General features: G+C 43.7%; 19 protein-coding genes. 17 read left to right on the plus strand and 2 right to left on the minus strand.

From position 1 onward, the window contains the following. Nucleotides 1-184: 184 nt before the first annotated feature. The 8 genes from G601_RS0108165 (at nt 185) to G601_RS0108200 (ending at nt 9538) form a co-directional block, all read left to right on the plus strand. On the plus strand, nt 185-643 hold the full coding sequence (locus G601_RS0108165; RefSeq protein WP_051200761.1) for a COG2426 family protein: 459 nt from the start codon (nt 185-187) through the stop codon (nt 641-643). Nucleotides 644-745: 102 nt separating this feature from the next. Continuing rightward, nucleotides 746-1654: a class I SAM-dependent DNA methyltransferase gene (locus G601_RS0108170; protein WP_026665044.1), complete on the plus strand. Its 909-nt coding sequence runs from the start codon at nt 746-748 to the stop codon at nt 1652-1654. Nucleotides 1655-1743: 89 nt separating this feature from the next. Continuing rightward, nucleotides 1744-3753 carry an NAD(+) synthase gene (locus G601_RS0108175; protein WP_026665045.1) on the plus strand — a complete coding sequence of 670 codons (2010 nt, stop codon included), beginning with the start codon at nt 1744-1746 and terminating at the stop codon, nt 3751-3753. Nucleotides 3754-3919: 166 nt separating this feature from the next. Then, the gene (locus G601_RS0108180) at nt 3920-5278 is read left to right on the plus strand and encodes a hypothetical protein (protein WP_026665046.1); all 1359 of its coding nucleotides are present in this window, start codon (nt 3920-3922) and stop codon (nt 5276-5278) included. Nucleotides 5279-5443: 165 nt separating this feature from the next. Further along, a complete protein-coding gene (dapF, locus tag G601_RS0108185) occupies nt 5444-6310 on the plus strand; it encodes a diaminopimelate epimerase (RefSeq protein WP_026491329.1) in 867 nt (288 codons plus the stop codon). A gap of 159 nt (nt 6311-6469) precedes the next feature. Further along, entirely contained in the window at nt 6470-6922 is a 453-nt protein-coding gene (locus G601_RS0108190) for an ACT domain-containing protein (RefSeq protein WP_026491328.1), read from the plus strand. Nucleotides 6923-6989: 67 nt separating this feature from the next. After that, complete coding sequence (locus G601_RS0108195; RefSeq protein WP_026491327.1) at nt 6990-8195, plus strand: homoserine dehydrogenase; 1206 nt, start codon at nt 6990-6992, stop codon at nt 8193-8195. A gap of 23 nt (nt 8196-8218) precedes the next feature. Further along, on the plus strand, nt 8219-9538 hold the full coding sequence (locus G601_RS0108200) for an aspartate kinase (protein WP_026491326.1): 1320 nt from the start codon (nt 8219-8221) through the stop codon (nt 9536-9538). Nucleotides 9539-9595: 57 nt separating this feature from the next. On the opposite strand, the gene G601_RS0108205 is transcribed toward G601_RS0108200, so the two are convergent. Beyond that, complete coding sequence (locus G601_RS0108205; protein WP_026665047.1) at nt 9596-10336, minus strand: hypothetical protein; 741 nt, start codon at nt 10334-10336, stop codon at nt 9596-9598. A 143-nt stretch (nt 10337-10479) separates the two neighbouring features. Between G601_RS0108205 and G601_RS0108210 the strand changes: the two genes are divergently transcribed. From G601_RS0108210 to G601_RS0108230, 5 genes are all read left to right on the plus strand, one after another. Continuing rightward, nucleotides 10480-10986, plus strand: coding sequence for a DUF6106 family protein (locus tag G601_RS0108210; protein WP_026665048.1), 507 nt, complete (start codon nt 10480-10482; stop codon nt 10984-10986). A 14-nt stretch (nt 10987-11000) separates the two neighbouring features. Further along, nucleotides 11001-12455, plus strand: coding sequence for an IMP dehydrogenase (gene guaB / locus G601_RS0108215; protein WP_026491323.1), 1455 nt, complete (start codon nt 11001-11003; stop codon nt 12453-12455). 131 nt (nt 12456-12586) lie between these two features. Beyond that, the gene (locus tag G601_RS22470; RefSeq protein WP_051205679.1) at nt 12587-15247 is read left to right on the plus strand and encodes a bifunctional diguanylate cyclase/phosphodiesterase; all 2661 of its coding nucleotides are present in this window, start codon (nt 12587-12589) and stop codon (nt 15245-15247) included. Between the two features lie 102 nt (nt 15248-15349). Continuing rightward, nucleotides 15350-17011, plus strand: a complete 1662-nt coding sequence (locus G601_RS0108225; RefSeq protein ID WP_026665049.1) for a glutamine--tRNA ligase/YqeY domain fusion protein — start codon at nt 15350-15352, stop codon at nt 17009-17011. A 75-nt stretch (nt 17012-17086) separates the two neighbouring features. After that, nucleotides 17087-17956, plus strand: a complete 870-nt coding sequence (locus G601_RS0108230; RefSeq protein ID WP_026665050.1) for a DUF2225 domain-containing protein — start codon at nt 17087-17089, stop codon at nt 17954-17956. A gap of 47 nt (nt 17957-18003) precedes the next feature. On the opposite strand, the gene G601_RS24870 is transcribed toward G601_RS0108230, so the two are convergent. Next, entirely contained in the window at nt 18004-18339 is a 336-nt protein-coding gene (locus G601_RS24870) for a hypothetical protein (RefSeq protein ID WP_051205680.1), read from the minus strand. Between the two features lie 169 nt (nt 18340-18508). On the opposite strand from G601_RS24870, the gene G601_RS24875 reads away from it, so the two are divergent. The 4 genes from G601_RS24875 to G601_RS0108255 all read left to right on the plus strand — a co-directional run bounded on the left by G601_RS24875 (nt 18509) and on the right by G601_RS0108255 (nt 22721). Then, nucleotides 18509-19111 (plus strand): TetR/AcrR family transcriptional regulator, encoded by a 603-nt coding sequence (locus G601_RS24875; RefSeq protein WP_051205681.1) that lies wholly within the window; start codon nt 18509-18511, stop codon nt 19109-19111. A gap of 36 nt (nt 19112-19147) precedes the next feature. Further along, nucleotides 19148-20074, plus strand: a complete 927-nt coding sequence (locus G601_RS0108245) for a carbohydrate kinase family protein (RefSeq protein WP_026491320.1) — start codon at nt 19148-19150, stop codon at nt 20072-20074. Between the two features lie 78 nt (nt 20075-20152). Further along, nucleotides 20153-21688: a 4-alpha-glucanotransferase gene (malQ, locus tag G601_RS0108250; protein WP_026491319.1), complete on the plus strand. Its 1536-nt coding sequence runs from the start codon at nt 20153-20155 to the stop codon at nt 21686-21688. Further along, nucleotides 21681-22721: a LacI family DNA-binding transcriptional regulator gene (locus G601_RS0108255; protein ID WP_026491318.1), complete on the plus strand. Its 1041-nt coding sequence runs from the start codon at nt 21681-21683 to the stop codon at nt 22719-22721. Before malQ ends, G601_RS0108255 begins: the two co-directional genes overlap by 8 nt. Nucleotides 22722-22749: the final 28 nt, after the last annotated feature.

Raw genomic sequence — 22749 nt, forward strand, 5'->3', positions numbered from 1 at the left:
GAAAAAACAATTATACTTGTAGGATTAACAGCCTTTTGATACAATCGTGTACTGGAATGTTTTATATGTTCATCAGCATCTGATGATTTGCCCGGTGAACGGATTGTAAGAAAGGCTGTTTTTTATGCTTACTTTGTTTAAAACGTCACTTATTGGTCAGTATATTTTTGTATTTATTCTTTCCATGGTTCCTATGGTTGAACTCAGAGGCGCTGTACCCGCTGCCCATGGATTTGCACATACAGCTACAGGCTTTAACTTGCTTTTGGGATATATTATTATCGCAATCGGTAATATGATTCCTATGCCCTTCATTTTCTTCTTTGCAAGAAGAATCCTTGAGTGGGGTAAGGATAAGCCGGTTATCGGTCGTTTCTTCAGCTTTTGTCTTAACAAGGGTGAGAAGGGCGGAATGAAGCTTCAGGAGAAGGCCGGAAAAGGTGTTTATTGGGCACTCCTTCTGTTTGTTGGAATCCCGGTTCCCGGAACAGGCGCATGGACAGGAACACTGGCTGCTTCAATCCTTGATATGGACTTTAAGAAGAGCGTTATCGCTGTCGTATGCGGAATTGCCCTTGCAGGTACAATCGTAGGACTAGTCAGCTATTTGGGTGTTGGTGCGATTTTTGGTTTCGCAGGCTGATAGATGAAAATTGTAGAGAGCGGGTTTGTACATTAAAAGTGCAAGCCTGCTCTTTTTTTGATAAAATGTGTGTGAAGTAAGTTATTTTCATTGGAGATGACTATGGAAGCCTATACAGATTTTGCAAAAGTATATGATGAGTTTATGGATGAAACCCCATATCACGACTGGGCGGCGTATATATCGCGTCTTATTTCGGGATATGGGATTTCTGCTCCTTATGCTAATAAGGGTGCTGCCACCACAAAAGGGGAAGAGGAGCCTGAAACTGAATATGAGGATGCTGAAGATTCTGTAGAGGACACAGAGGAGCTCCTGCTCCAGGAAAAGAATCTTGTGGTGGAGCTAGGCTGCGGAACCGGAAGCTTTACAGAAGAGATGGCAAAGCTTGGTTTTGATATGATCGGGATTGATAATTCCGGTGATATGCTAGGGATTGCCAGAAACAAGATGGAAAAAGCGGGGCTGGATATCATGTATCTTGAGCAGGATATGTGCGAGCTGGACCTTTTCTGTACCGCGGGCACTATAGTCAGTGTCTGTGACAGTATCAATTATCTTATCGAGGACGAACAGATAAGGAAGGCTTTTACTAAGGTAAATAATTATCTTTATCCCGGCGGACTTTTTCTGTTTGATTTTAATACCCTGCATAAGTACAGGGATGTTATCGGCAATGTGACGATAGCGGAGAACAGAGAGGATTGCAGCTTTATCTGGGAGAATTTCTTCGATGTTGATACTAATATCAACGAGTATGATCTTACTCTTTTTGTGAAAAAAGGTGCAGGAACGGATAAGGCTTCAGCCGATGCTTCTGAGGAGCTTTTCGAGAGGTCAATCGAAACACACCTGCAGAGGGGATATACCCTGGATGAGATGAAGGCGTTTGTTGAGCAGGCGGGCATGACCTTTATCACGGCCATTGATGCTGATACTCACGAGGAGCCCACTGAGGATAGTGAGAGAATATACGTCCTTGCAAGGGAACATGGCAAGGATATGAATTGAAATAAAAATTCTTGAGAAGCCCGGAGAATCCGGGAGAAAGGAGTAATCCAATCATTTTTTCACATATGAGTGGATTATACGTGAATTGCATGAAGGATGGTTTCATCAAGGTTGCTGCGGCAACACCGAAAATAAAGGTTGCAGATCCGCTCTATAATGCGGACAGAATAATAGAGCAGATGAAGGAGGCTGAGGAAAACGGAGTTAAGATTCTTGTTTTTCCTGAGCTTTGTCTGACAGGCTATACCTGTAATGATCTGTTTTTGCAGGATGCGCTGCTTGAGGGAGCATACAAGGGACTTCAGAAGATTATAGATTTCAGCGCAGGCAGGGATATGATCACCTATGTGGGTTCGCCCATTGAGCATAGAGGTAAGCTGTATAACTGTGCGGTTATAATTCAGGACGGCGTCATACAAGGCATTGTGCCAAAGTATAATATTCCCAATCACGGTGAGTTCTACGAGCAGAGATATTTTGCCAGTGGAGCAGATTTTGGTGAAAATGACACGGTTAAGCTTAGGGGAATAACCTGTCACTATTCCTATGAGGATGATGAATGCTATGAACACGATTCGGATGAAGCGGAGAATGGAGTAGACGTATACTGGGCGCAGTTTGGCAAAATCATGCTTGACTTAGAGGACTCTGTAAAGGGGCTTAAGGTTGGCTGCGAGCTCTGCGAGGACTTATGGGTTCCGGATACACCTGGCACTACGTTTGCTGAGTCAGGAGCAACCCTTATCGTTAATCTGTCTGCTTCCAATGACCTTGTAGGAAAGGATACCTATCGCAGGGATCTTGTTAAGATGACAAGTGGAAGACTTGTTTGCGGATATATTTATGCTTCAGCAGGGGATGGTGAATCCACTCAGGATATTGTTTTTGGAGGACATAACATCATAGCGGAAAATGGCACGGTACTCGCTGAGCAGCCACTTTTTCAAAACGGTATCACCTACGCGGAGATAGATGTTGCAAGGATCTGTCATGAGCGAAGAAAGATGACGACCTTCAATACAATAAATGCTTCAGACTGTGGAATAATGGAAATTGAACCTGGGAATCTTTCTATTGAGGAGACAAAGCTTTCAAGAATTTTCCCGAGAAAGCCCTTTGTTCCTTCAAACGAAGCAGAGTGCGCAAAGCGCTGTGAGCAGATTCTTTCTATTCAGGCAATGGGACTTAAAAAGCGTCTGGAGCATACAAACTGCAAAACAGCGGTAATCGGCGTTTCCGGCGGCCTTGATTCCACGCTGGCACTTCTTGTTGTCGTGAGAGCCTTTGATGCATTAAAACTGGACAGAAGCGGAATAATCGCCGTGACAATGCCCTGCTTTGGAACAACTGACAGGACCTATAACAATGCCTGCAGACTTGCAGAGTCTCTTGGGGCAACACTTAAGGAAGTAAATATCAAAAAGTCTGTGATGCAGCACTTTGAGGATATTGGGCAGGATCCCGATAAGCATGATGTGACCTATGAAAACTGTCAGGCCAGAGAACGTACCCAGGTGCTTATGGATATCGCCAACATGATGAATGGCATGGTAATAGGAACAGGCGATCTGTCTGAGCTGGCTCTTGGATGGGCGACCTACAACGGAGATCACATGTCCATGTACGGCGTAAATGCCGGAGTTCCCAAGACCCTGGTGAGACACCTTGTAAAGTACTATGCGGATACACTTGGCGTAGATGGAGCCAAAGAGGTGCTTTTGGATGTTCTGGATACCCCTGTCAGCCCTGAGCTTCTTCCGCCCACAGATGGCAAGATATCCCAGGAGACAGAGTCTATTGTGGGGCCTTACGAGCTCCATGATTTCTTCCTCTACTATATGCTTAGGTGGGGATATCCCAAGGAGAAGATTCGCCGCATTGCAAGGCTCTCCTTTGGAACTAAAGATGGAGATGATTCTCCGGTTTATGATAATGAGACCATCGATAAGTGGCTTGATATCTTCTGCAGGAGATTTTTCGCTCAGCAGTTTAAGAGGAGCTGTCTCCCTGACGGACCGAAGGTCGGATCAGTTGCGGTTTCACCAAGAGGAGACCTCAGAATGCCCTCAGATGCAAGCTCCGTGCTCTGGATGAACTGATAAAAATTAAAAGACTATAAAAAAACTATGCGTGATACTTAAATGTCGGTGACATTTTTGTAACACGCATTTTTTTTGCCTTTTTGAATGCTATAATGGCATCACAGGAACCGGAAAACCAGCAGAGAAGCGAGTTTTCCCTAACCAGTGAAGAAGGAGTTATCTTATGAGGAAGAAAATTTTTGCAGGCATTTTGAGCTTGTTACTTAGTGTTTCAATTTTGCCTGTTTCGGTAAATGCAGCTGAAAACAAAGAAGCAATGTACACTGACGGCTTCGAGAAGGCTGCAGATTATGCCAAATATACAGCAGGAACCGATGAGTCCCTTAACGGCAGAGCTATCTGGATTGAAGGCGTAGCTACTAAGTATGACACTAATACGAATTCAATTATTGTAAAAACAAATGAAGGAAACTGGGCAGTATTTTGCGGAGATGGTGGAACTGATAATTACAAGTCTCTGGTGCAGGAGTCAGTTGGGAAGAATATAAGAGTTTTCGGAAAATACTGCGGCATTAATACCACCCTTCAGCTTCCGAGAATAGATTTTATTCAGAGTGATATTTACGAGCGTGCATACAGACTTGAGACTGCGGATAACGACTTTAGAATTTCTTATCCGGACTACGTGATCGATGTCCCCGCATTAGACAGTGAGAATACTTATGGGAATCTAACCTATAAGGATTCGTCTCAGATGATAAAAAATGCGGACGATGATACACTGTTCTACTATTTTACTGAAAAGATTCCTGTTTTCATGCTGATCCATGAGGAGGAGCTGACCAATTCAATTTATGACGGTAAAAGTGACGAGGAGATTCTCAATAACTTTGAAAATTATTACAACATGAATTCCAAGTATGTAGTAAGAAAAGAGAGAACAAAAATTGGCGATACAGAGGGTATTATCTGTGAGTCTTCCTTTAAGGATGACGATATGCCTTCAAGCATGTGCCTCTATTGCTACATGACGATAATTGACCGTCACTACTATTACTTTGGATTTACCCAGCCTTATCTGGCATCTGAGACTGTAAAGAGACTTATTCCCCAGATGCTTGCAGATGTAAGGTATGATAACGGATCAGCTCCGGCACCCACAGAGGATATAGAAGAAACAGAAGAGTCTGCGTCTGCGGAAGCGTCCGAAGATGTTGAAGCGCCTGCAGATGTGGAAGCACCCGCAGAGCCGGAGGATACCACAGAGGCTGAGGCACCTGCAGCACCTGAAACTGCGAAGAAGTTCCCCACTCTCGAAGAGGCCAAGGGCCGTTATACAATGACGGTTGAAATGGTACAGGATAAGGGCGGCAACAAAAAGCAGACCGGTGAGAACATTTACTGGGGCGAAAATGAGCTGGCAAATTATAACGAAGAGACAGGTGTATGCACACTTACCCAGGATGATTTCATTGCAGTGATAACCTTTGGATACGACCAGAATGGCAATGTTGTATGCCATGGAACAATCCAGTCAGGTAACAATGTGGGCTCTGTAATAGGTATCAGAACCTCAGATTAAAACAGAACTTTTTTCTGAACGAGAAAATCATTTGGTCAGGATCCCCGGATTTATTTCCGGGGGTCCTTTAATTTTGGTGCTTAAAATTGCACATTTCTTTTTGACATGAAAAAACATCTGCGAGTATAATCACAATATATTACTGACGATTGGAGACATCTATATATGCACTTTACAAAAATGCACGGCTGCGGCAACGACTATATTTATGTCGATGGCAGCAAGGAAAAAATTGCAAAAGAGGATAAGTCCGATCTTGTAAGACTGCTTAGCGACAGGCATTTCGGCGTTGGCGGAGACGGTGTTATTTTCATAAATAAATTCGAGGATGACCTGGCTGATTTCGAAATGGAGATGTACAACGCAGATGGCTCATACTCTGAGATGTGCGGTAACGGAATTCGCTGTGTTGCCAAGTACGTTTATGACAAGGGACTTACAGATAAGAAAAAGCTTCGCATAGTCAGCGGAGGAAGAGTGAGAATCCTTGACCTCAAGACTGAGGATGATATTGTTACGAGCGTAAGAGTGAATATGGGTGCTCCTATACTTACACCTGCCGAGATTCCGGTTTCACTTCCGGATGAGAGAGCTATGGCTGCAAAGCAGGTGATAAATTATCCTATAAAGGTTATGGACAGAGAGTATTCCGTAACCTGCGTGTCCATGGGTAATCCACATGCCGTTGTTTTCCTGAACAGGGGCGTTGATATTGATGCCCTTGACCTTGAGAAGATAGGACCAAGATTTGAACACCACTCATTTTTCCCTAAGGGCATCAACACAGAATTTGTAACCATCGATGACAGGGAAAATGTGCATATGCGCGTATGGGAGCGCGGAACAGGAGAGACTCTTGCCTGTGGAACAGGATGCTGTGCCACTGTAGTAGCCTGCGTTCTTAACGACCACACCTCTGACAACATAACAGTTCACGTCAGAGGCGGTGAGATAAAATGTAAATGGGACAGGGAAGAAAATGTAGTCTACATGACCGGTCCTGCAACGACGGTTTTTGAAGGAGATGTTTAATACATCTCCTTTTGTTTCGCTACTTTTTCAATTTAATACGTTAAAGTGCTTGCGTTAAATTCTGTTCTGTGATAATATCGTTCATGGACGTACAAATGTCCGCCGTACAAGAACAAAATTCGCAAATGTCCTTACAGGGACGAAAACAGGAAACAGAATATGAAGGAAGATACAGCGTACTACGTGCTGAAAAAGCAGGCAGTTCCGGAGGTTTTGCTAAAGGTTCTGGAAGCGAAAAAGCTTTTGGATACCGGTAAATGCAAAACTGTAAATGAAGCTTCAGAACGCCTTGGAATCAGCCGTAGTTCTTTTTACAAGTATAAGGATGATATCTACGAATTCCACGACAGTCTGCAGGGTACGACCCTGACGCTGAATTTGCAGATGGATGATGAGCTTGGTGTGTTGTCTGAGGTCCTTAGGATTATCTCAGGCTGCGGAGCCAATATACTGACGGTGCATCAGGCCATACCCTATAACGGGGTTGCAGCGTTGTCGGTAGGCATACAGGTTTTGCCTACAACAAGTGATATGGCAGATATGATCGGAAAGCTTCAGTCGGCACCTAAGGTGCACAACGTGCAGATTATCGGACGAAGCGCAGAGGTTTAAATAATAATCACTTAGCCGTTTATCCGGCTTGGTTTATGGAAAAATTTATCTATAGGAGGAAGTCAAAATGACAAAGATTGCAGTATTAGGTTACGGCACAGTGGGGAGTGGTGTCGCAGAGGTTCTGGATGTTAACGCAGCGTGCGTAGAGGATAGCGCCGGTGACAAGATAGAGATTAAGTATATACTGGATCTTCGTGATTTCCCCGGAGATAAGTATGAAAATAAAGTGGTTCACGATTTTGATGTGATCTTAAATGACCCTGAGGTCGAGGTTATCTGCGAGACCATGGGAGGAATCGAGCCCGCATTTACATTTGAGAAGAAGGCACTGGAGAGCGGCAAGAGCGTATGTACCTCCAATAAGGAGCTTGTTGCAGCTCACGGACCTGAGCTTGTTGAAATAGCTAAGAAAAACAATGTAAGCTATCTGTTTGAGGCAAGTGTAGGTGGCGGTATTCCGGTACTTCGTTCCATGAATGATTCCATTCGCCATGAAAAGCTCGACTCCATCACAGGAATCTTAAACGGAACAACCAATTACATCCTGACCAAGATGGATCAGGAGGGAGCAGATTTTGACAGCGTACTTAAGGTTGCTCAGGATAAGGGCTACGCTGAGAGAAATCCCGAGGCTGATATCGAGGGACATGATGCCTGCAGAAAGACAGCAATCCTTGCTTCCATAATGAGTGGTCAGTTCGTAAAGCATGAGGACATCTATACTGAAGGAATTACCAAGATCACAGGTGAGGATTTTGAGTACGCAAGAGAGCTTGGAATGGCTATTAAGCTTCTTGGAAGCTGCAAGAGAGAGGACGGAAAGTTCTTTGCAATGGTTGCACCTTTCCTTATTCCTTCCGATGATTCACTTGCTAATGTAAACGGCGTTTTCAATGCAATCAATGTTCATGGCAATATGCTTGGCGACGTAATGTACTACGGTAAGGGCGCAGGTAAGAAGGCCACAGCTTCAGCTGTAGTTGCAGACGTTATCGATATCGTTCGTCACAAGGGTAAGCACATCGACTGGAATCTGAAAAATGTTCCCGCTGAGGTTGCTTCCACAAAGGATGATGTTAGAAACTTCTTCGTAAGATGCGATGCATCAGGCGAGAGCAGTGCAAAGGAGCTTTTTGGTGATGTTAATCAGGTTAAAGCAGCTAAGGTGAGCGGCGAGTTCGCATTTGTTACACCTGAGATGTCTGAGAAGGAGTTTGCTGAGAAATTCGAGAAGCTTAGCGGCGCGAAGAGTTATTTAAGATTATTGTGATATATTGAGGAGTGAGTGAAAAAATGAGCAAGGTAGTAAAATTCGGAGGCACTTCCTGTGCTGACGCAAAGCAGTTCCAGAAGGTTGCAGAGATCGTTAAGGCTGACAAGGAGCGCAGATATGTGGTTGTATCTGCTCCCGGAAAGAGAACTAATCTCGATGTTAAAGTAACTGATATGCTTTATCAGTGCTACGATCTGGCTGAAAAAGGAAAGGACTTTTCCAAAGAGCTGACTGCAATCGAGGAGAGATTCAATGAGATCATCAAGGGCCTTAAGCTCAAGATGTCATTGAAGGATGAGTTCGCTGAGATCGCAAAGAACTTCAAGGCAAAGGCAGGTAGTGATTATGCAGCATCAAGAGGTGAGTTCTTAAATGGTAAGATCATGGCTCAGTATCTTGGATTTGAGTATGTTGATCCCGCAGAGGTTGTTCTCTTTGATGAGGACGGAAGCTTCGATGCAGAGCTGACAAACCGCAAGATGGCCAAGCGCCTTAAGAATGTTGAGTATGCAGTAGTCTCCGGTTTCTACGGAGCCTACGAGGATGGAAAGATCAAGACCTTTTCAAGAGGCGGATCAGATATCACAGGTTCTATCATCGCAAGAGCTATTCATGCAGATGTATATGAGAATTGGACTGATGTTTCAGGCTTCCTTGTAGCAGATCCCAGAATCATCGACAGACCTGCTCAGATTGAGACTATCACATACACAGAGCTCCGAGAGCTTGCATATATGGGTGCTTCCGTTCTTCATGAGGATGCAATTTTCCCTGTAAGAAAAGAGGGCATTCCGATCAACATCAGAAATACCAACAGACCTGAGGATGTTGGAACCTGGATTGTTGAATCAACTGCTAAGAAGTCAAAGTTCACTATCACAGGTATCGCAGGTAAGAAGGGATTCTGCTGTGTGAACATCCTTAAGGATCAGATGAACTCAGAGGTTGGATTTGTGAGAAGAGTTCTTCAGGCCTTCGAGGATCAGGACATTTCAATCGAGCATGTTCCTTCAGGAATCGATACCATGACAGTATTTGTTTCCCAGGATGATTTCATTGATAAGGAGCAGGCAGTTGTTTCCGAGATTCACAGACTTGCAAAGCCGGATCTTCTCGAAATCGAATCAGACCTTGCACTTATCGCAGTCGTTGGTCGAGGTATGAAGAGAACCCGCGGTACTGCAGCGAGAATCTTCTCAGCACTTGCACATGTAAGTGTCAACGTTCGCATGATCGATCAGGGTTCATCCGAGCTTAACATCATCATCGGTGTTGAAAACAGAGACTTTGAAAAAGCAATCAAGGCTATATACGATATCTTCGTAATGACACAGCTTTGATTTAAACAGACATAAAATAAGCCATCCGCAATTGATAAGCGGATGGCTTTTAGTTTCTTAGTTAAGTATATATTGGATGAAATCCTTTGCTACGTCGGTGCGCTGGCTTGCAGTTACGATTCCGATGTAGGCCTTCTCGCCGGGGTAGTACTGAATCTCGTCGAGATGCGGATTGTTCTCAAGGATGATTCCTACGGGAATAGGCTCTGTTTCAGACATCTTTGCCATTGAATCCTCGGCGGGCTCGGTAGGAGTAATTCCTGTTTCCGGATCTGTTTCCTTTACGAAGTCCTCGGGAGTTGCGTAGTATACCTTATCTCCAAGTGCTGCGAGTTCTTCTTCGGTATAATAATTTCTTAAATCCTGAAAAATTTCATTTCCGACATAGTTCTTGAAAATTGTTTCATCTGCCATGATGACATCTAAGTCTCTGGCAGCTATCATGGCGTATATTCGCTCTGAGTTGGCAATCGAGTACTGGTCAGGACTCTTTAAGTCGATTGTTGAAGATGAGTCAATTGCAATCGTGAACTTCGAGGTATCGATTTTTTCATAGTCGGCGAAGCCATCTCTTATTGAATCAGGTTCCATCATGCTCGCTGTGTTTATGAAGGTACATGACAGAGCATACGGCTTTTGCATAACAATGTCTTTTACAATTGAGATAGTGACTATCACCACGATGACTGCCACAATTACATGGATTTTGTAATAATCCCAAAAATAATCCCAGTGAGCTTTGAACCCCATTCCCTTAAGGGCCTGCCACTGGCTTCTTTTTTCTTCGTTGATATTCATTTTTCAATTACTCCTCAAATTCAATAATAGCTACCCTCGCCGAAAGAACTTTTTGAAAAGTTTTCGTTCCGATTCTTGACGAGAGTTTACAGTTAATATATCATAACGTTTAAAAAACATGGAAGGAAATTTGCAAAAAAATGATGAGTGACAGCAGTTACGTAGAAGTTTTAGTTGCAAGAAAGCCTCAGCCGCTGATGGTTTTTCTTAAGTATCTTTTGATTCTTTTGGCAGTATTCTCATTTATTTTGGGATTTTTAAGCGGAAGCATTATTTTTATGGTACTGTTCGTTGCATTCGGAGTCGGAGTATATTTTGTATCTCTTAATGCATCCATTGAATACGAGTATCAGTATTGCGAACGTGAGATTACCGTAGACAAGATTCTCAACAAGAGTAAGAGAAAAAGAGTAGCAACTTTCGAAGCAGAGCGCATGGAAATGCTTGCTCCATCTAAGTCCTATCATCTGGACGAATATCGTAATAAAGACAATTACAGATTGCTTGACTTCTCATCCGGAATCGAACAGCAGCCGGATGTTACTTACACTATGTACTATGACGGCAGAGAAAAGGTTGTTTTCGAGCCCACAAGAGAAATGGTAGAAGCTGTTAAAAATATTGCACCTCGTAAAGTATTTATGGACTGAAAAAGGAGAGAAAAATGGGACAGATTATTGGCGAAGGAATTACTTTTGATGACGTACTTTTGGTTCCGGCATATTCACAGGTTGTGCCGAACATGATAGATGTCAGCACACATCTTACTAAGAAGCTTAAACTCAACATCCCCATGATGAGTGCAGGTATGGATACTGTAACAGAGCACCGCATGGCTATCGCTATGGCTCGTCAGGGTGGTATCGGTATTATTCATAAAAACATGTCAATCGAGGCTCAGGCCGATGAGGTTGATAAGGTTAAGAGATCTGAAAATGGCGTCATCACTGATCCTTTCTCTCTTTCACCTGATCACACACTTGCAGATGCAGATGCTCTTATGGCTAAGTTCCGCATCTCAGGCGTGCCGATTACAGAGGGCAAAAAGCTCGTTGGTATCATCACAAACCGTGACCTTAAGTTCGAGCAGAACTTTGATCAGAAGATCAGAGAGGTTATGACAAGTGAGAATCTTGTAACCGGAAGACCCGGAATTACTCTTGAAGAGGCTAAGCAGATCCTTGCTAAGTCCAAGAAGGAGAAGCTTCCTATCGTCGATGATGACTACAATCTTGTAGGTCTTATTACTATTAAAGATATCGAGAAGACAATCAAATATCCTCTTTCAGCAAAGGATGATCAGGGCAGACTTCTCTGTGGAGCAGGTGTTGGTATCAGCGCTAATGTTCTTGATCGTGTAGGTGCCCTTGTTGATGCAAAGGTTGACTGTGTTGTTCTTGATTCAGCTCATGGTCACTCAGAGAACGTTCTTAAGTGCCTCAGAATGATCAAGGAAAAGTACCCGGATCTTCAGGTTGTTGCTGGTAATGTTGCTACAGCTGCAGCTACAAAGGCTCTTATCGAGTCAGGTGCAGACGCTGTTAAGGTTGGTATCGGTCCCGGATCAATCTGTACAACACGCGTAGTTGCAGGTATCGGTGTTCCTCAGGTATCAGCAATCATGGATTGCTACTCAGTTGCAAGAGAGTACGGCATCCCGATCATCGCTGATGGTGGTATCAAGTACTCAGGTGACATCACAAAGGCTATCGCAGCAGGTGGAAGCCTTGTAATGATGGGTTCAATGTTCGCAGGCTGTGATGAAGCTCCCGGTGAGTTCGAGCTCTTCCAGGGTAGAAAATATAAGGTATATCGTGGCATGGGTTCAATCTCAGCTATGGAGAACGGTTCTAAGGATCGTTACTTCCAGGAGGGTGCTAAGAAGCTCGTTCCCGAGGGTGTTGAAGGTCGTGTTGCTTATAAGGGAACTGTTGAAGATACAGTATTCCAGCTTATCGGTGGTCTCAGAGCAGGTATGGGTTACTGCGGATGCGAGACAATCCAGCAGCTCAATGAGAATGGTAAGTTCATTAAGATGACAAGCGCAGCACTTAAGGAGAGTCATCCTCATGATATCCATATCACTAAGGAAGCTCCTAACTACAGCGTTGATGAGTGATAATTTTTTGCAAATAGTAAAGTCTTCTCCCGGAGTCGGGGGAAGACTTTTTTGATTAAGAATTTTGCTACTAAAAATATCACAATAAGTGATATAATTATTAGTGATTATAACTATTTCAGGAGACGGCTTTGGACAGCAACAAAAATCCCGGAAATTATATAAGAATGAAGGACAAAGAACTCCGCAAATGGCAGGACAGCTTTGCAACTATGTCAGGAGTTTATTTGTGTTGTCTTGATCCTAAGGGTGAGAAAATTACTGAGTTTTCAGGTGATGTTCTTGAAGTTTCAACCATCAAAAAAGCAGTGGATGATATCCACATCAGAAATATTTTTCAGAGAGTAACAGAGGGTGACTTAGAGGATCAGGCTGTTGAGAGAACAACTATTCCGAACCTCAGAGTTGCTGCGGTTGCAGCTAAGCTTGAGGGCGTAACACAGCTTGTATGGATCGTCTGCGGACTTCTTAAGGATGCAGAGTATGAGCCTGATCTTTACAAAGAGGAGCCTATCACTGATTTTTCATATCTGACAACAGAAAAGAGATTTTATAATTGCCTTGATTTCCTTAGAGTGACTACTCTTGCTATGGCTAAGGGCTATAAGTCAATGAATCAGGCAGAAGCTTCGACTGCTGAGAACTTCAAAAAGTCCGAGAATTTTAAGGTGTCCTTCCACAGAGCAGAGCTCATGACGGAGATTGTGTCTCTTCTTGATAGCGACGACGAGATAGAGGATATCATGACACAGATTCTCGTGAAGGTCTGCGAATATCTGGATATAAGCAATTCCTTTATCTGCCGTATGCACACTGAGGATAGCCTAATGGACATCGTCGTACAGTGGACAGGCGAGGGTGTTTATAAGATATTTGAGGAGGACAAGGACCTGGATCGCTGCTGGTTCCTGGGCAGGAATCACATGGTGGCCGTTTCTCCAAACACTGCCATGAATTCCGGTGAGAAGGAGCAGCTGGAGGACCTCGGAATAAAGGGCGTTGTTTCCGTTCCAATCGCAATTTCGGATCAGACACCTTTCTATGCATGCTTTGCAGAGACAAGAGATGATAAGCGCAATAAGGACTGGGTTGTGGATGACATCAAGTTCATCAATGACGCGATCAAAATCCTGCAGAATATCATCACGAAAAGACTTCAGAAAAATTCCATCGCAAGCTCTTTTCAGTCGCTGGAAGCGGTTCTCGACAACGTGGGAAGCTCGATTTATGTGCGCTGCATGAAGACGGACGAGCTGCTCTTTGCAAACAGAAGTCTTAAGAAGCATTTCGCTAAGGAGCTTCAGAAGAATACACTGAAGGATCTTTTTGAAGAAAATATACCTCCCCGTTCCCATAGCGGTAACTATGAGATTTATTACGAGGAGAAGGATCGCTGGTACGACCTTTATTACACCCGCATCAAATGGGTAGACGGAAGGCTCGTTTCACTCTGCGCTATCTACGAGATCACTGAAAAGAAGATATATCAAAAGCGCATAGAACAGCAGGCGTATACTGACTTTTTGACAGGTCTCTACAACAGATTATGCTGCGAGAGAGATCTGGTAAATTATGTAGAAAAGGCTAAAAAGAGCAATTCCAAGGGTATGCTCATGTATCTTGACCTTGATGATTTCAAGAAGATCAACGACGGTCTTGGACATCAGTTTGGAGACATTCTTTTGCAGGATATATCAGCTGCCATAAAGAGTATCGATGGTGTTCAGAACTCCTGCTATCGTATGGGCGGCGATGAATTTGTAATAATAGTTCCGCCTGAGCATTATCACAAGCTGGACAGCATCCTTGAGGAGATAAGAAGAGCCTTCGCAACTCCCTGGTATCTAAAGGACGGCGAATACTATTGCACGATGAGTATGGGTACTGTTGAGTTCCCTACTGCGGGCGATACAGTTGAAGAGCTTATCCGCAAATCCGACATCGCCATGTATGAAGCTAAGAAGTCCGGTAAAAACAGGATTTCCCAGTATTCTGAAAATATTGATGCGTCCACAATAAGACGCCTCGATATGGAAAAAGCCATGTACAAGGCTGTCGAGGATAACTGCCGCGAGTTCACGGTTAATTATCAGCCTATGCTTGATATCCTTGGAAGAAAGCCCAAGCTTGTGGCTGTGGAGGCCTTTGTCAGATGGAACAGCAAGATTCTGGGAAATGTTAATCCTTCAGAGTTTATCTCTCTGGCAGAGTATCTTGGACTGATCAATCCAATCGGTGAGCATGTATTTCGTGAGGCAGCCAAGTGCTGCGGGATCTGGAGTAAGAAGCTTAAGAGGAAGCTCAATATTCATGTTAATATGTCTGTGGTCCAGCTTATGCAGCCTGACATTGCGGATAAATTGAAGTCTGCGATTGATGATGCCGGAATAAAGCCATCACAGATGATACTGGATGTAAGGGAAGCTCTCACCATGAACAATACTGAGAGAACCAAGGGCGCCATGGAAAAGATTGGTGAGCTTGGCGTAAGGCTATCCCTTGATGATTTCGGAACAGGCTACAGCTCCATAAGCGGACTAAGGGCCCTTCCTTTTACTGCGGTCAAGGTTGATAAGATCATAACCTCCGAGATTGGAAAGGAAGAGTATGCGAGATCGCTTATCCATTCTCTGATGGATCTGTCGGGAGCGCTTGGAGCCTATGTTTGCGCTGAGGGAGTAGAGAATGAAGAGCAGGAAAAGGTGTTAAAGGAGCTTAAAGTGCCACTTGTTCAGGGCGCTTACTATGATAACCCCATGTCCGCCGGAGAGTTTGAGAAAAAATATATTTAATGCTATGATAGTAATAAGGCTATTTTGCCATATTCTTCTCTGAAGAAGAGGAGAGGAGGCCATGAGGGGAAATATTTAAATAGAAAGTTGGATTTATAGAAAATGGCAGAAGAATCAAGAAATTTTATTGAGCAGGAAATTGACAAGGACCTGAAGGAAGGCGTATACGATCACGTCGTTACAAGATTTCCTCCGGAGCCAAACGGCTTTTTACATATAGGACATGCTAAGAGTATTCTCTTGAACTACGGACTTGCCAAGGAGTATAACGGTAAGTTCAACATGAGATTTGATGATACAAATCCCACTAAGGAAAAGTCAGAGTTCATGGATGCTATTATTGAAGACGTGAAGTGGCTTGGCGCTGACTACGAGGACAGACTTTTCCATGCATCAGATTACTTCGACAAGATGTATGAGAATGCAGTTAAGCTTATAAAAAATGGTAAGGCTTACGTTTCCGAGCTTACAGCTGAGGAGATGCGTGAGTATAGAGGAACACTTACTGAGCCCGGTAAGAATGATCCCAACAGGGACAGAAGTGTAGAGGAGAACTTAAGACTCTTTGAGGAGATGAAGAGCGGTAATGTTGAAGACGGTGCTATGACACTTCGTGCCAAGATCGACATGTCATCACCTAACATCAACATGCGTGACCCGATCATCTACAGAGTAGCACACATGTCACATGCCCGCACAGGCGATAAGTGGTGCATCTATCCTATGTATGACTTTGCTCATCCTATCGAGGATGCAGAGGAGGGCATCACACATTCAATCTGTACTCTCGAGTTTGAGGACCACAGACCTTTATATGACTGGGTTAAGATCGAGTGCGGATATAAGAATCCTCCGCGCCAGATCGAGTTTGCAAAGCTTTATCTGCAGAATGTCGTAACAGGAAAAAGATATATTAAGAAGCTTGTTGAGGATGGAATTGTTGACGGATGGGATGATCCCAGACTTGTTTCAATCGCAGCACTCAGACGTCGCGGATTTACTCCCGAGTCTATTCAGAAGTTCGTAGAGCTCTGCGGTATCAGTAAGGCTAACTCAACAGCTGATTATGCAATGCTTGAGTATTGCATCCGTGAAGACTTAAAGCCTAAGGCTAAGAGAATGATGGCAATCCTTGATCCGGTTAAGCTTATCATCGATAACTATCCGGAAGGACAGGTTGAGATGCTTCCCATCGAGAACAACAAGGAAGCACCGGAGCTCGGAAGCAGAGAGATTCCTTTTGGCAAGGAGCTGTGGATAGAGCGTGAGGACTTCATGGAGGAGCCTCCGAAGAAGTACTTCAGACTTTTCCCCGGCAACGAGGTTCGTCTCATGAATGCTTATTTCGTAACCTGCACAGGCTGTGTTAAGGATGAGAATGGAGTTGTTACCGAGATCCACTGCACATACGATCCTGCAACCAAGGGTGGAGACAGCCCGGACGGCAGAAAGGTGAAGGGAACAATTCACTGGGTATCAGCTGAGAAGTGCGGTGAGGCCGAGGTTCGCCTCTATGAGAATATCATTGATGAGGAGAAGGGCGTATACAACGAGGATGGTTCACTTAACCTCAACCCCAATTCCATCACTGTAATTAAGAATGCAAAGCTTGAGCCTGAGCTTATGGAAGCAAAGGCTTATGATAAGTTCCAGTTCGTAAGAAACGGATTCTTCTGCGTTGACAGCAAGGATTCCAAGGACGGAGCTCCTGTATTTAACAGAATAGTTTCACTCAAGAGTTCTTTTGTACTGCCTAAAGCTTGATGCTTTTGGAATATTTTGCACTACCATGTAACTATTGTCAGATTTAATGACTATCAGCAATGAGGGGTAAAAAGCATGGGATTTTTGGATGGATTAAAAAAGTTTGGTCTTGGTGCATTAGAAAATGAAGAGCTATATGAAGATCCAAAAAAGAAGGAGCAGAAGGAAGAAGAAAAAAAGCCTGCTGTTGTCATCAATGAGGAGACACTTCTTTTTGATAAGAAATATACCTGCCCTATCTGTGAGACACAGTTTGATGTAAAGACACTGAGGTCAGGTAAGGTAAGGATGAAGAGCCAGGATATGGATCTTCGCCCAGTATATAATGAGATGGATCCCAGTAAATATGAAGTGGTTACATGTCCTCGTTGTGGCTATTCGGTTCTGGCAAAGTTTTTTGCTCCGCTCACAAAGTTCCAGATTGATGAGGTTAAGAGCAAGATAAGTTCCAACTACAAGAAGCAGACCTTCGGTACCAAGACCTATTCCTACGAAGAGGCCCGCGTGCGCTATGAGCTTGCGATCGCTTCTGCGATGGTGAAAAAGGCCAAGAATTCCGAGAAGGCTTATCTTTGTCTTAAGATGGCCTGGCTTATAAGAGGAGAGACAGAGCATCTTGATCCTTCGGCTCCGGATTATGAGGAGAAGAAAAAGAAGAACGAGGCAGAAGAGAAGGAGCTTTTAAAGAAGGCTCTGGACGGATTTGTGCTTGCAAGGCAGAGCGAGTCTCAGATTGCAGGTATGGATGAAACTACGACAGATTATCTGATGGCGGCGGTTGCAATGGAAGTTGATGAATTTGATATTGCTATCAGAATGATTTCCAATATTCTTACTTCCAGAACAGCTAATTCCAGAATTAAGGATAAGGCTAATGAACTAAAGGAAATTGTGGTTGAAAAGAAAAAAGCTGCGCAGGCAGCAGCTGCAGCACCTGAAGGATGATATAAAAAGTCCCCGGTATAAACCGGGGATTTTGTTTTGCCATTAATTCAAAGTGCGCCATCCATTTTCTTAAGATCACTGATGTCGTCATCTTCGTCATCGTCGAAGAACTCCTCTGTCTTATCAGGAGCAGGAGCTTCGGTATCAGTAGAAGCTTCCTCTGTGTCTGCCTTTTCTGAAGAGCTTGAGAGATTAACGTAGCGACGGCCCCATGAACCGCTTGTGTCATCATCTTCAAAATCATCAAAGTCATCGTAATCTTCAAAATCATCGAAATCCTCTGATAATTCAGAATCCTTCTGAGTGAGATAATAATATACACCAGCAGCGGCAGCACCGGCAGCGGCTGCAAACAAAAATACTTTACCAAAATGTTTGGACATTGGAACCCCCTTTATAATGAAAAAATTTTTTCGCTTGGTTCTGTACTATAAATGATAATACAATTTATTCAATAAGAAAAGCATTTGCATTCAAATCGTTGAAAAAAGGTACATAAAATGCTATATTGAAATGGACTAGTCCGGTCAATTTTAGGAGAAATGTTTTTTCATGAACGAAAAATTTTTTGATCTTAAGAAAGAAAAGCAAGATCGTATTATCAATGCAGCGCTGAGAGCTTTTGCTCTTGGTGGTTATATGCATGCCAGTACAGACGATATTGTGAAGATGGCCGGTATCAGTAAAGGACTAATATTTCACTATTTTGAAACAAAGCTTGGATTGTATCAATTTGTTTATGATTACAGTGTGCGTGTAATTAATTTGGAGATTACAACAGGCGTTTCTAGGGATATCACCGATTTTTTCACAATACGAGAGGAAATAGAGAGGGTGTACTCTGTTTGTATGCAGCAGTATCCGTATATTAAGCTGTTTATGTACAGAGCTGCGGTGGAGGACACACCGGAGGCAGCTTCTGCTATTCTTGAAACTCGTGAGAATTACGATGAATCCATCAGGAAGATCCTGGATAGGGGAGATATCACCAGGTTTAAGCCTGAGGCTAATTATCAGATTGTTGATGACATGATCCAGATGGTGAACAAAGAGATACTGGAAAAGATGTTTCAGGAGGGCGTTTTCCAGCCGGAAGACTACTATGAAGAAGTTTTAAAGTACATGGAAATGCTTCGTGCGATTTCGTACGATTAAATGACGGCTTGACGGCCGGTTTTAAAGGAGGCACACATGGGAAAATTCGTCGTAGCAGGTATTACGCAGGTTGAGACAATCGTAAGAGTCAACAAGGTTCCGATTGAGTATGCTCCGCTTACTACAGAGATTAACTCAATTTATACGGGACTTGGTGGTGATGCTTATAACGAATCTCTTGCGCTCAGATGGCTAGGTGATGAGGTTGAGTTTATGTCGATCATCGGCAGAGATAAATCAGTCGAAGACCTGAACCCTCCGGGAACCAATATCGAACTTTCAACTAAGTATGTGGTTCAGATGATGGAGGAGACTCCTAACTGTGTGATCCTTTATGACAAGGAACGCAGAAGACAGATATTCGAGGATATCAAGGATCTGCGTGACAAGGTCTACGATATGTCTATGTTTGCTCCGCTTGCCAGCTGGGCTGATATGGTAGTTCTGGCCAATGCTAATTTCTGCAGACCCTTTGCAATTGCTGCCGCTGAGAACGGCAGGAAGGTTGCGGTTAATATCCGTAATTTCTGCAGGGAAAAAGAAAAATATAACAGGGATTTCCTTGACGCTGCTTCAATCCTTTATTTCTCGGATGATCAGCTCGAGGAGGATCCGTATGATTTCATAAGAGGAATCAGTAAGACCTACGGAACAGATATTATTATCATGGGCCGTGGTTCTAAGGGTGTTATTCTCTTTGACAGAAAAGGTGAGTTCATTGCCGATTACAAGACGGTAAAGACCAACGAGGTTGTTAATACTGTCGGTGCCGGTAATGCTCTTTTCTCATGCTTCCTGCACTATTATCAGGAGACAGAGGATTCTGTTAATTCCATTAAGAATGCACTCTTATTCTCATCCTACAAGATCGGTTACATGGGCACATCCAATGGTTTCATGACTACGGAACAGATGGAGCAGTGGCGTAATCTTATCTGGGGTATCAGAGATAACGGACTATGAGCCGTCAGTTGCTCATAGTCTGCGCAAGCAGTTATTAAAATAATTATAGTTTCAGAGAATATAGAGGATTTAGAAAAAATGGCTAAGAAAGTAAATAATAAAAGAGCATGTGGCGTTTTGATGCCTGTATTTAGTTTGCCATCAAAGTACGGAATCGGTGCTTTTTCAAAGGAAGCGTATGATTTTGTGGATTTTCTGGCAAAGTCAGGCCAGAGATATTGGCAGATTCTTCCACTTGGACCTACAAGCTACGGTGATTCACCGTATCAGTCCTTCTCTACTTATGCGGGTAATCCGTATTTTATAGATCTTGAGAAGCTTATTGAAATGAAGTTTCTCACACAAGAGGAAGTGGACAAGGTTGATTTTGGCTCTGATGATAAGGTCATCAATTATGCAAGACTTTTCAAGACACGTTATGACGTTTTATACAAAGCGTTTGTAAACAGTGGTCTGTCAGATACCAGCACAAAAAAGCCTGCCAAGGAGTTTAAGGCTGGATTCGATAAGTTTGTAAAACAGAACGCTGACTGGCTTCCTGACTATGCTCTTTATATGGCACTTAAAAAGCGCTATGACGGACTTAGCTGGGTAGAGTGGCCGGAAGGCTTGAAGCTCAGACAAAAAGAGGCCATTGAAGAAGCAAGGGTTAAGCACGCTGACAGAATCAGATTCCATGAGTTTATTCAGTACCTTTTCATGACACAGTGGTTCGATCTCAAGGCCTATGCTAACGAAAAGGGCATTGATATCATCGGTGACATTCCGATTTATGTTGCATTTGACTCAGCAGATACATGGGCTAATCCCAAGCTTTTCCAGCTTGATAAGAAGAATATGCCCACTGCTGTTGCAGGCTGCCCTCCGGATGCTTTTGCAAGAACCGGTCAGCTCTGGGGCAATCCTCTGTATAAGTGGGAATATCATGAAAAGACAGGCTTTAAGTGGTGGATCAACCGCATAAAGAGCTGCTATGAGCTTTATGATGTAATCCGTATCGATCATTTCCGCGGTTTTGATGAGTACTATTCAATTCCGTTTGGTGATCCTACTGCTGAGCACGGTAAGTGGGTAAAGGGACCCGGCTACAAGCTTTTCGAGGCTATGAAAAAAGAGCTTGGTGATCTTAGAGTTATCGCAGAGGACCTTGGATACCTTACACCTTCTGTAATAAGACTTGTTCATAGAACAGGCTTCCCCGGAATGAAGATCCTTCAGTTCGCTTTTGATGCGAGAGAAGAGAGTGATTACCTTCCTCACAACTATGTGCAGAATAGTATTGTTTACACAGGAACTCATGATAATGAGACAACTCTTGGATGGTACAATTCAATTCCGAGAGCTGATAAGAAGTTTGCCAAGAAGTATCTGAATATCCGCTCCAATAAGGATATTGTATGGGAGTTTATCAGAGCTACATTTGCATCAGTTTCAAATACAGCAGTTATTCCCATGCAGGATTATCTGGGACTTGGAAAAGAGGCAAGAATAAACACTCCTTCTACACTTGGCAAGAACTGGACATGGCGTATGGAGGACGGTGTTCTTACTGACGAGCTTGCTGCACGCATGCTTGATATGGCTAAGACCTACGGAAGAAGTTCAAATGTCTAAAATAACCATAGTTGATGTTGCAAAAATGTGCGGTGTCGGCGTTAGCACCGTATCCAGGGTGATAAATGGTCACCCTGATGTTAGCGCCAAAACACGCGAACGAATAATGGCTGTCATAAGGGAGACAGGATTTGTCCCCAATGACAGTGCGCGTAACCTTAAACGCACCGATGCTAAATGCATCGGTGTACTTATAAAGGGAGTAACCAATCCCTTTTTCTCCCCGATGATCGATATCATCGAGCAGGAGATAGACAGACAGAAGTATGCACTTGTCCTGCGTCATGTTGAGGCTGATGAGGAAGAGGCTGATGTAGCTATGGAGCTGGAGACGGAGAAGAGACTAAGGGGAATCATTTTCCTTGGTGGAGGCTCTGAGCAGTCCAGGCTCAAGCTCAATGAGCTAAAAATTCCGGCGGTTTTCTCAACGATTGGAGCATCCTTTCTTGAGGAGGAAGGCCGAAACGAGTTTTCTACCGTATCGGTTGACGACAGGCTTGAAGCAAGGCATATGACCCAGTATCTCATGAATCTGGGACATAAGAATATAGCCATCATCACTGAGGCTATGGGTAGAAGATCTGTAGGGCACCTCAGACTTGAGGGCTACAAGGATGCATATCTTGAGCGTGGTATGGCGGTTGACGAGGGACTTGTTTTCTACGTTGATCAGACCATGGAACACTTTTCGGTGGAAAATGGTTACAGGACCATGCAGAGAATGCTTTCATCAGGAAGAGAATTTACAGCGGTTTTCTGCGCGACGGATCTTCTGGCGATTGGTGCCATTCGTGCCATAGCAGATGCGGGACTTAAGGTTCCGGAGGATATAAGCGTGTGCGGTTTTGATGGGATGGAGATTGGCAGATATATCAATCCCAGACTCACTACCATTAAGCAGCCCCTTGATCAGATTTCCAGAGAAACAGTAAAGCTGCTGTTTGACATTATAGAATCGAGAAGCTCCCACAGGCATATCACTTTTCCTGCGGAGCTATGTGTTGGTGAATCAACTCAGAGTAACAGTCATTAGTTTTTTCGTTCGGAGTAACAGGCGGACG

Origin of the sequence: Butyrivibrio sp. FC2001 (genome assembly GCF_000424125.1) — a bacterium.
Lineage (GTDB): Bacteria > Bacillota > Clostridia > Lachnospirales > Lachnospiraceae > Butyrivibrio.

Bases quoted from the DNA above. Each gene is read 5' to 3' on its own strand.
- G601_RS0108165 (WP_051200761.1), top strand. From the start codon at position 185: ATGGTTCCTATGGTTGAACTCAGAGGCGCTGTACCCGCTGCCCATGGA.
- G601_RS0108170 (WP_026665044.1), top strand. From the start codon at position 746: ATGGAAGCCTATACAGATTTTGCAAAAGTATATGATGAGTTTATGGAT.
- G601_RS0108175 (WP_026665045.1), top strand. From the start codon at position 1,744: ATGAAGGATGGTTTCATCAAGGTTGCTGCGGCAACACCGAAAATAAAG.
- G601_RS0108180 (WP_026665046.1), top strand. From the start codon at position 3,920: ATGAGGAAGAAAATTTTTGCAGGCATTTTGAGCTTGTTACTTAGTGTT.
- dapF (WP_026491329.1), top strand. From the start codon at position 5,444: ATGCACTTTACAAAAATGCACGGCTGCGGCAACGACTATATTTATGTC.
- G601_RS0108190 (WP_026491328.1), top strand. From the start codon at position 6,470: ATGAAGGAAGATACAGCGTACTACGTGCTGAAAAAGCAGGCAGTTCCG.
- G601_RS0108195 (WP_026491327.1), top strand. From the start codon at position 6,990: ATGACAAAGATTGCAGTATTAGGTTACGGCACAGTGGGGAGTGGTGTC.
- G601_RS0108200 (WP_026491326.1), top strand. From the start codon at position 8,219: ATGAGCAAGGTAGTAAAATTCGGAGGCACTTCCTGTGCTGACGCAAAG.
- G601_RS0108205 (WP_026665047.1), bottom strand. From the start codon at position 10,336: ATGAATATCAACGAAGAAAAAAGAAGCCAGTGGCAGGCCCTTAAGGGA.
- G601_RS0108210 (WP_026665048.1), top strand. From the start codon at position 10,480: ATGAGTGACAGCAGTTACGTAGAAGTTTTAGTTGCAAGAAAGCCTCAG.
- guaB (WP_026491323.1), top strand. From the start codon at position 11,001: ATGGGACAGATTATTGGCGAAGGAATTACTTTTGATGACGTACTTTTG.
- G601_RS0108225 (WP_026665049.1), top strand. From the start codon at position 15,350: ATGGCAGAAGAATCAAGAAATTTTATTGAGCAGGAAATTGACAAGGAC.
- G601_RS0108230 (WP_026665050.1), top strand. From the start codon at position 17,087: ATGGGATTTTTGGATGGATTAAAAAAGTTTGGTCTTGGTGCATTAGAA.
- G601_RS24870 (WP_051205680.1), bottom strand. From the start codon at position 18,339: ATGTCCAAACATTTTGGTAAAGTATTTTTGTTTGCAGCCGCTGCCGGT.
- G601_RS24875 (WP_051205681.1), top strand. From the start codon at position 18,509: ATGAACGAAAAATTTTTTGATCTTAAGAAAGAAAAGCAAGATCGTATT.
- G601_RS0108245 (WP_026491320.1), top strand. From the start codon at position 19,148: ATGGGAAAATTCGTCGTAGCAGGTATTACGCAGGTTGAGACAATCGTA.
- malQ (WP_026491319.1), top strand. From the start codon at position 20,153: ATGGCTAAGAAAGTAAATAATAAAAGAGCATGTGGCGTTTTGATGCCT.
- G601_RS0108255 (WP_026491318.1), top strand. From the start codon at position 21,681: ATGTCTAAAATAACCATAGTTGATGTTGCAAAAATGTGCGGTGTCGGC.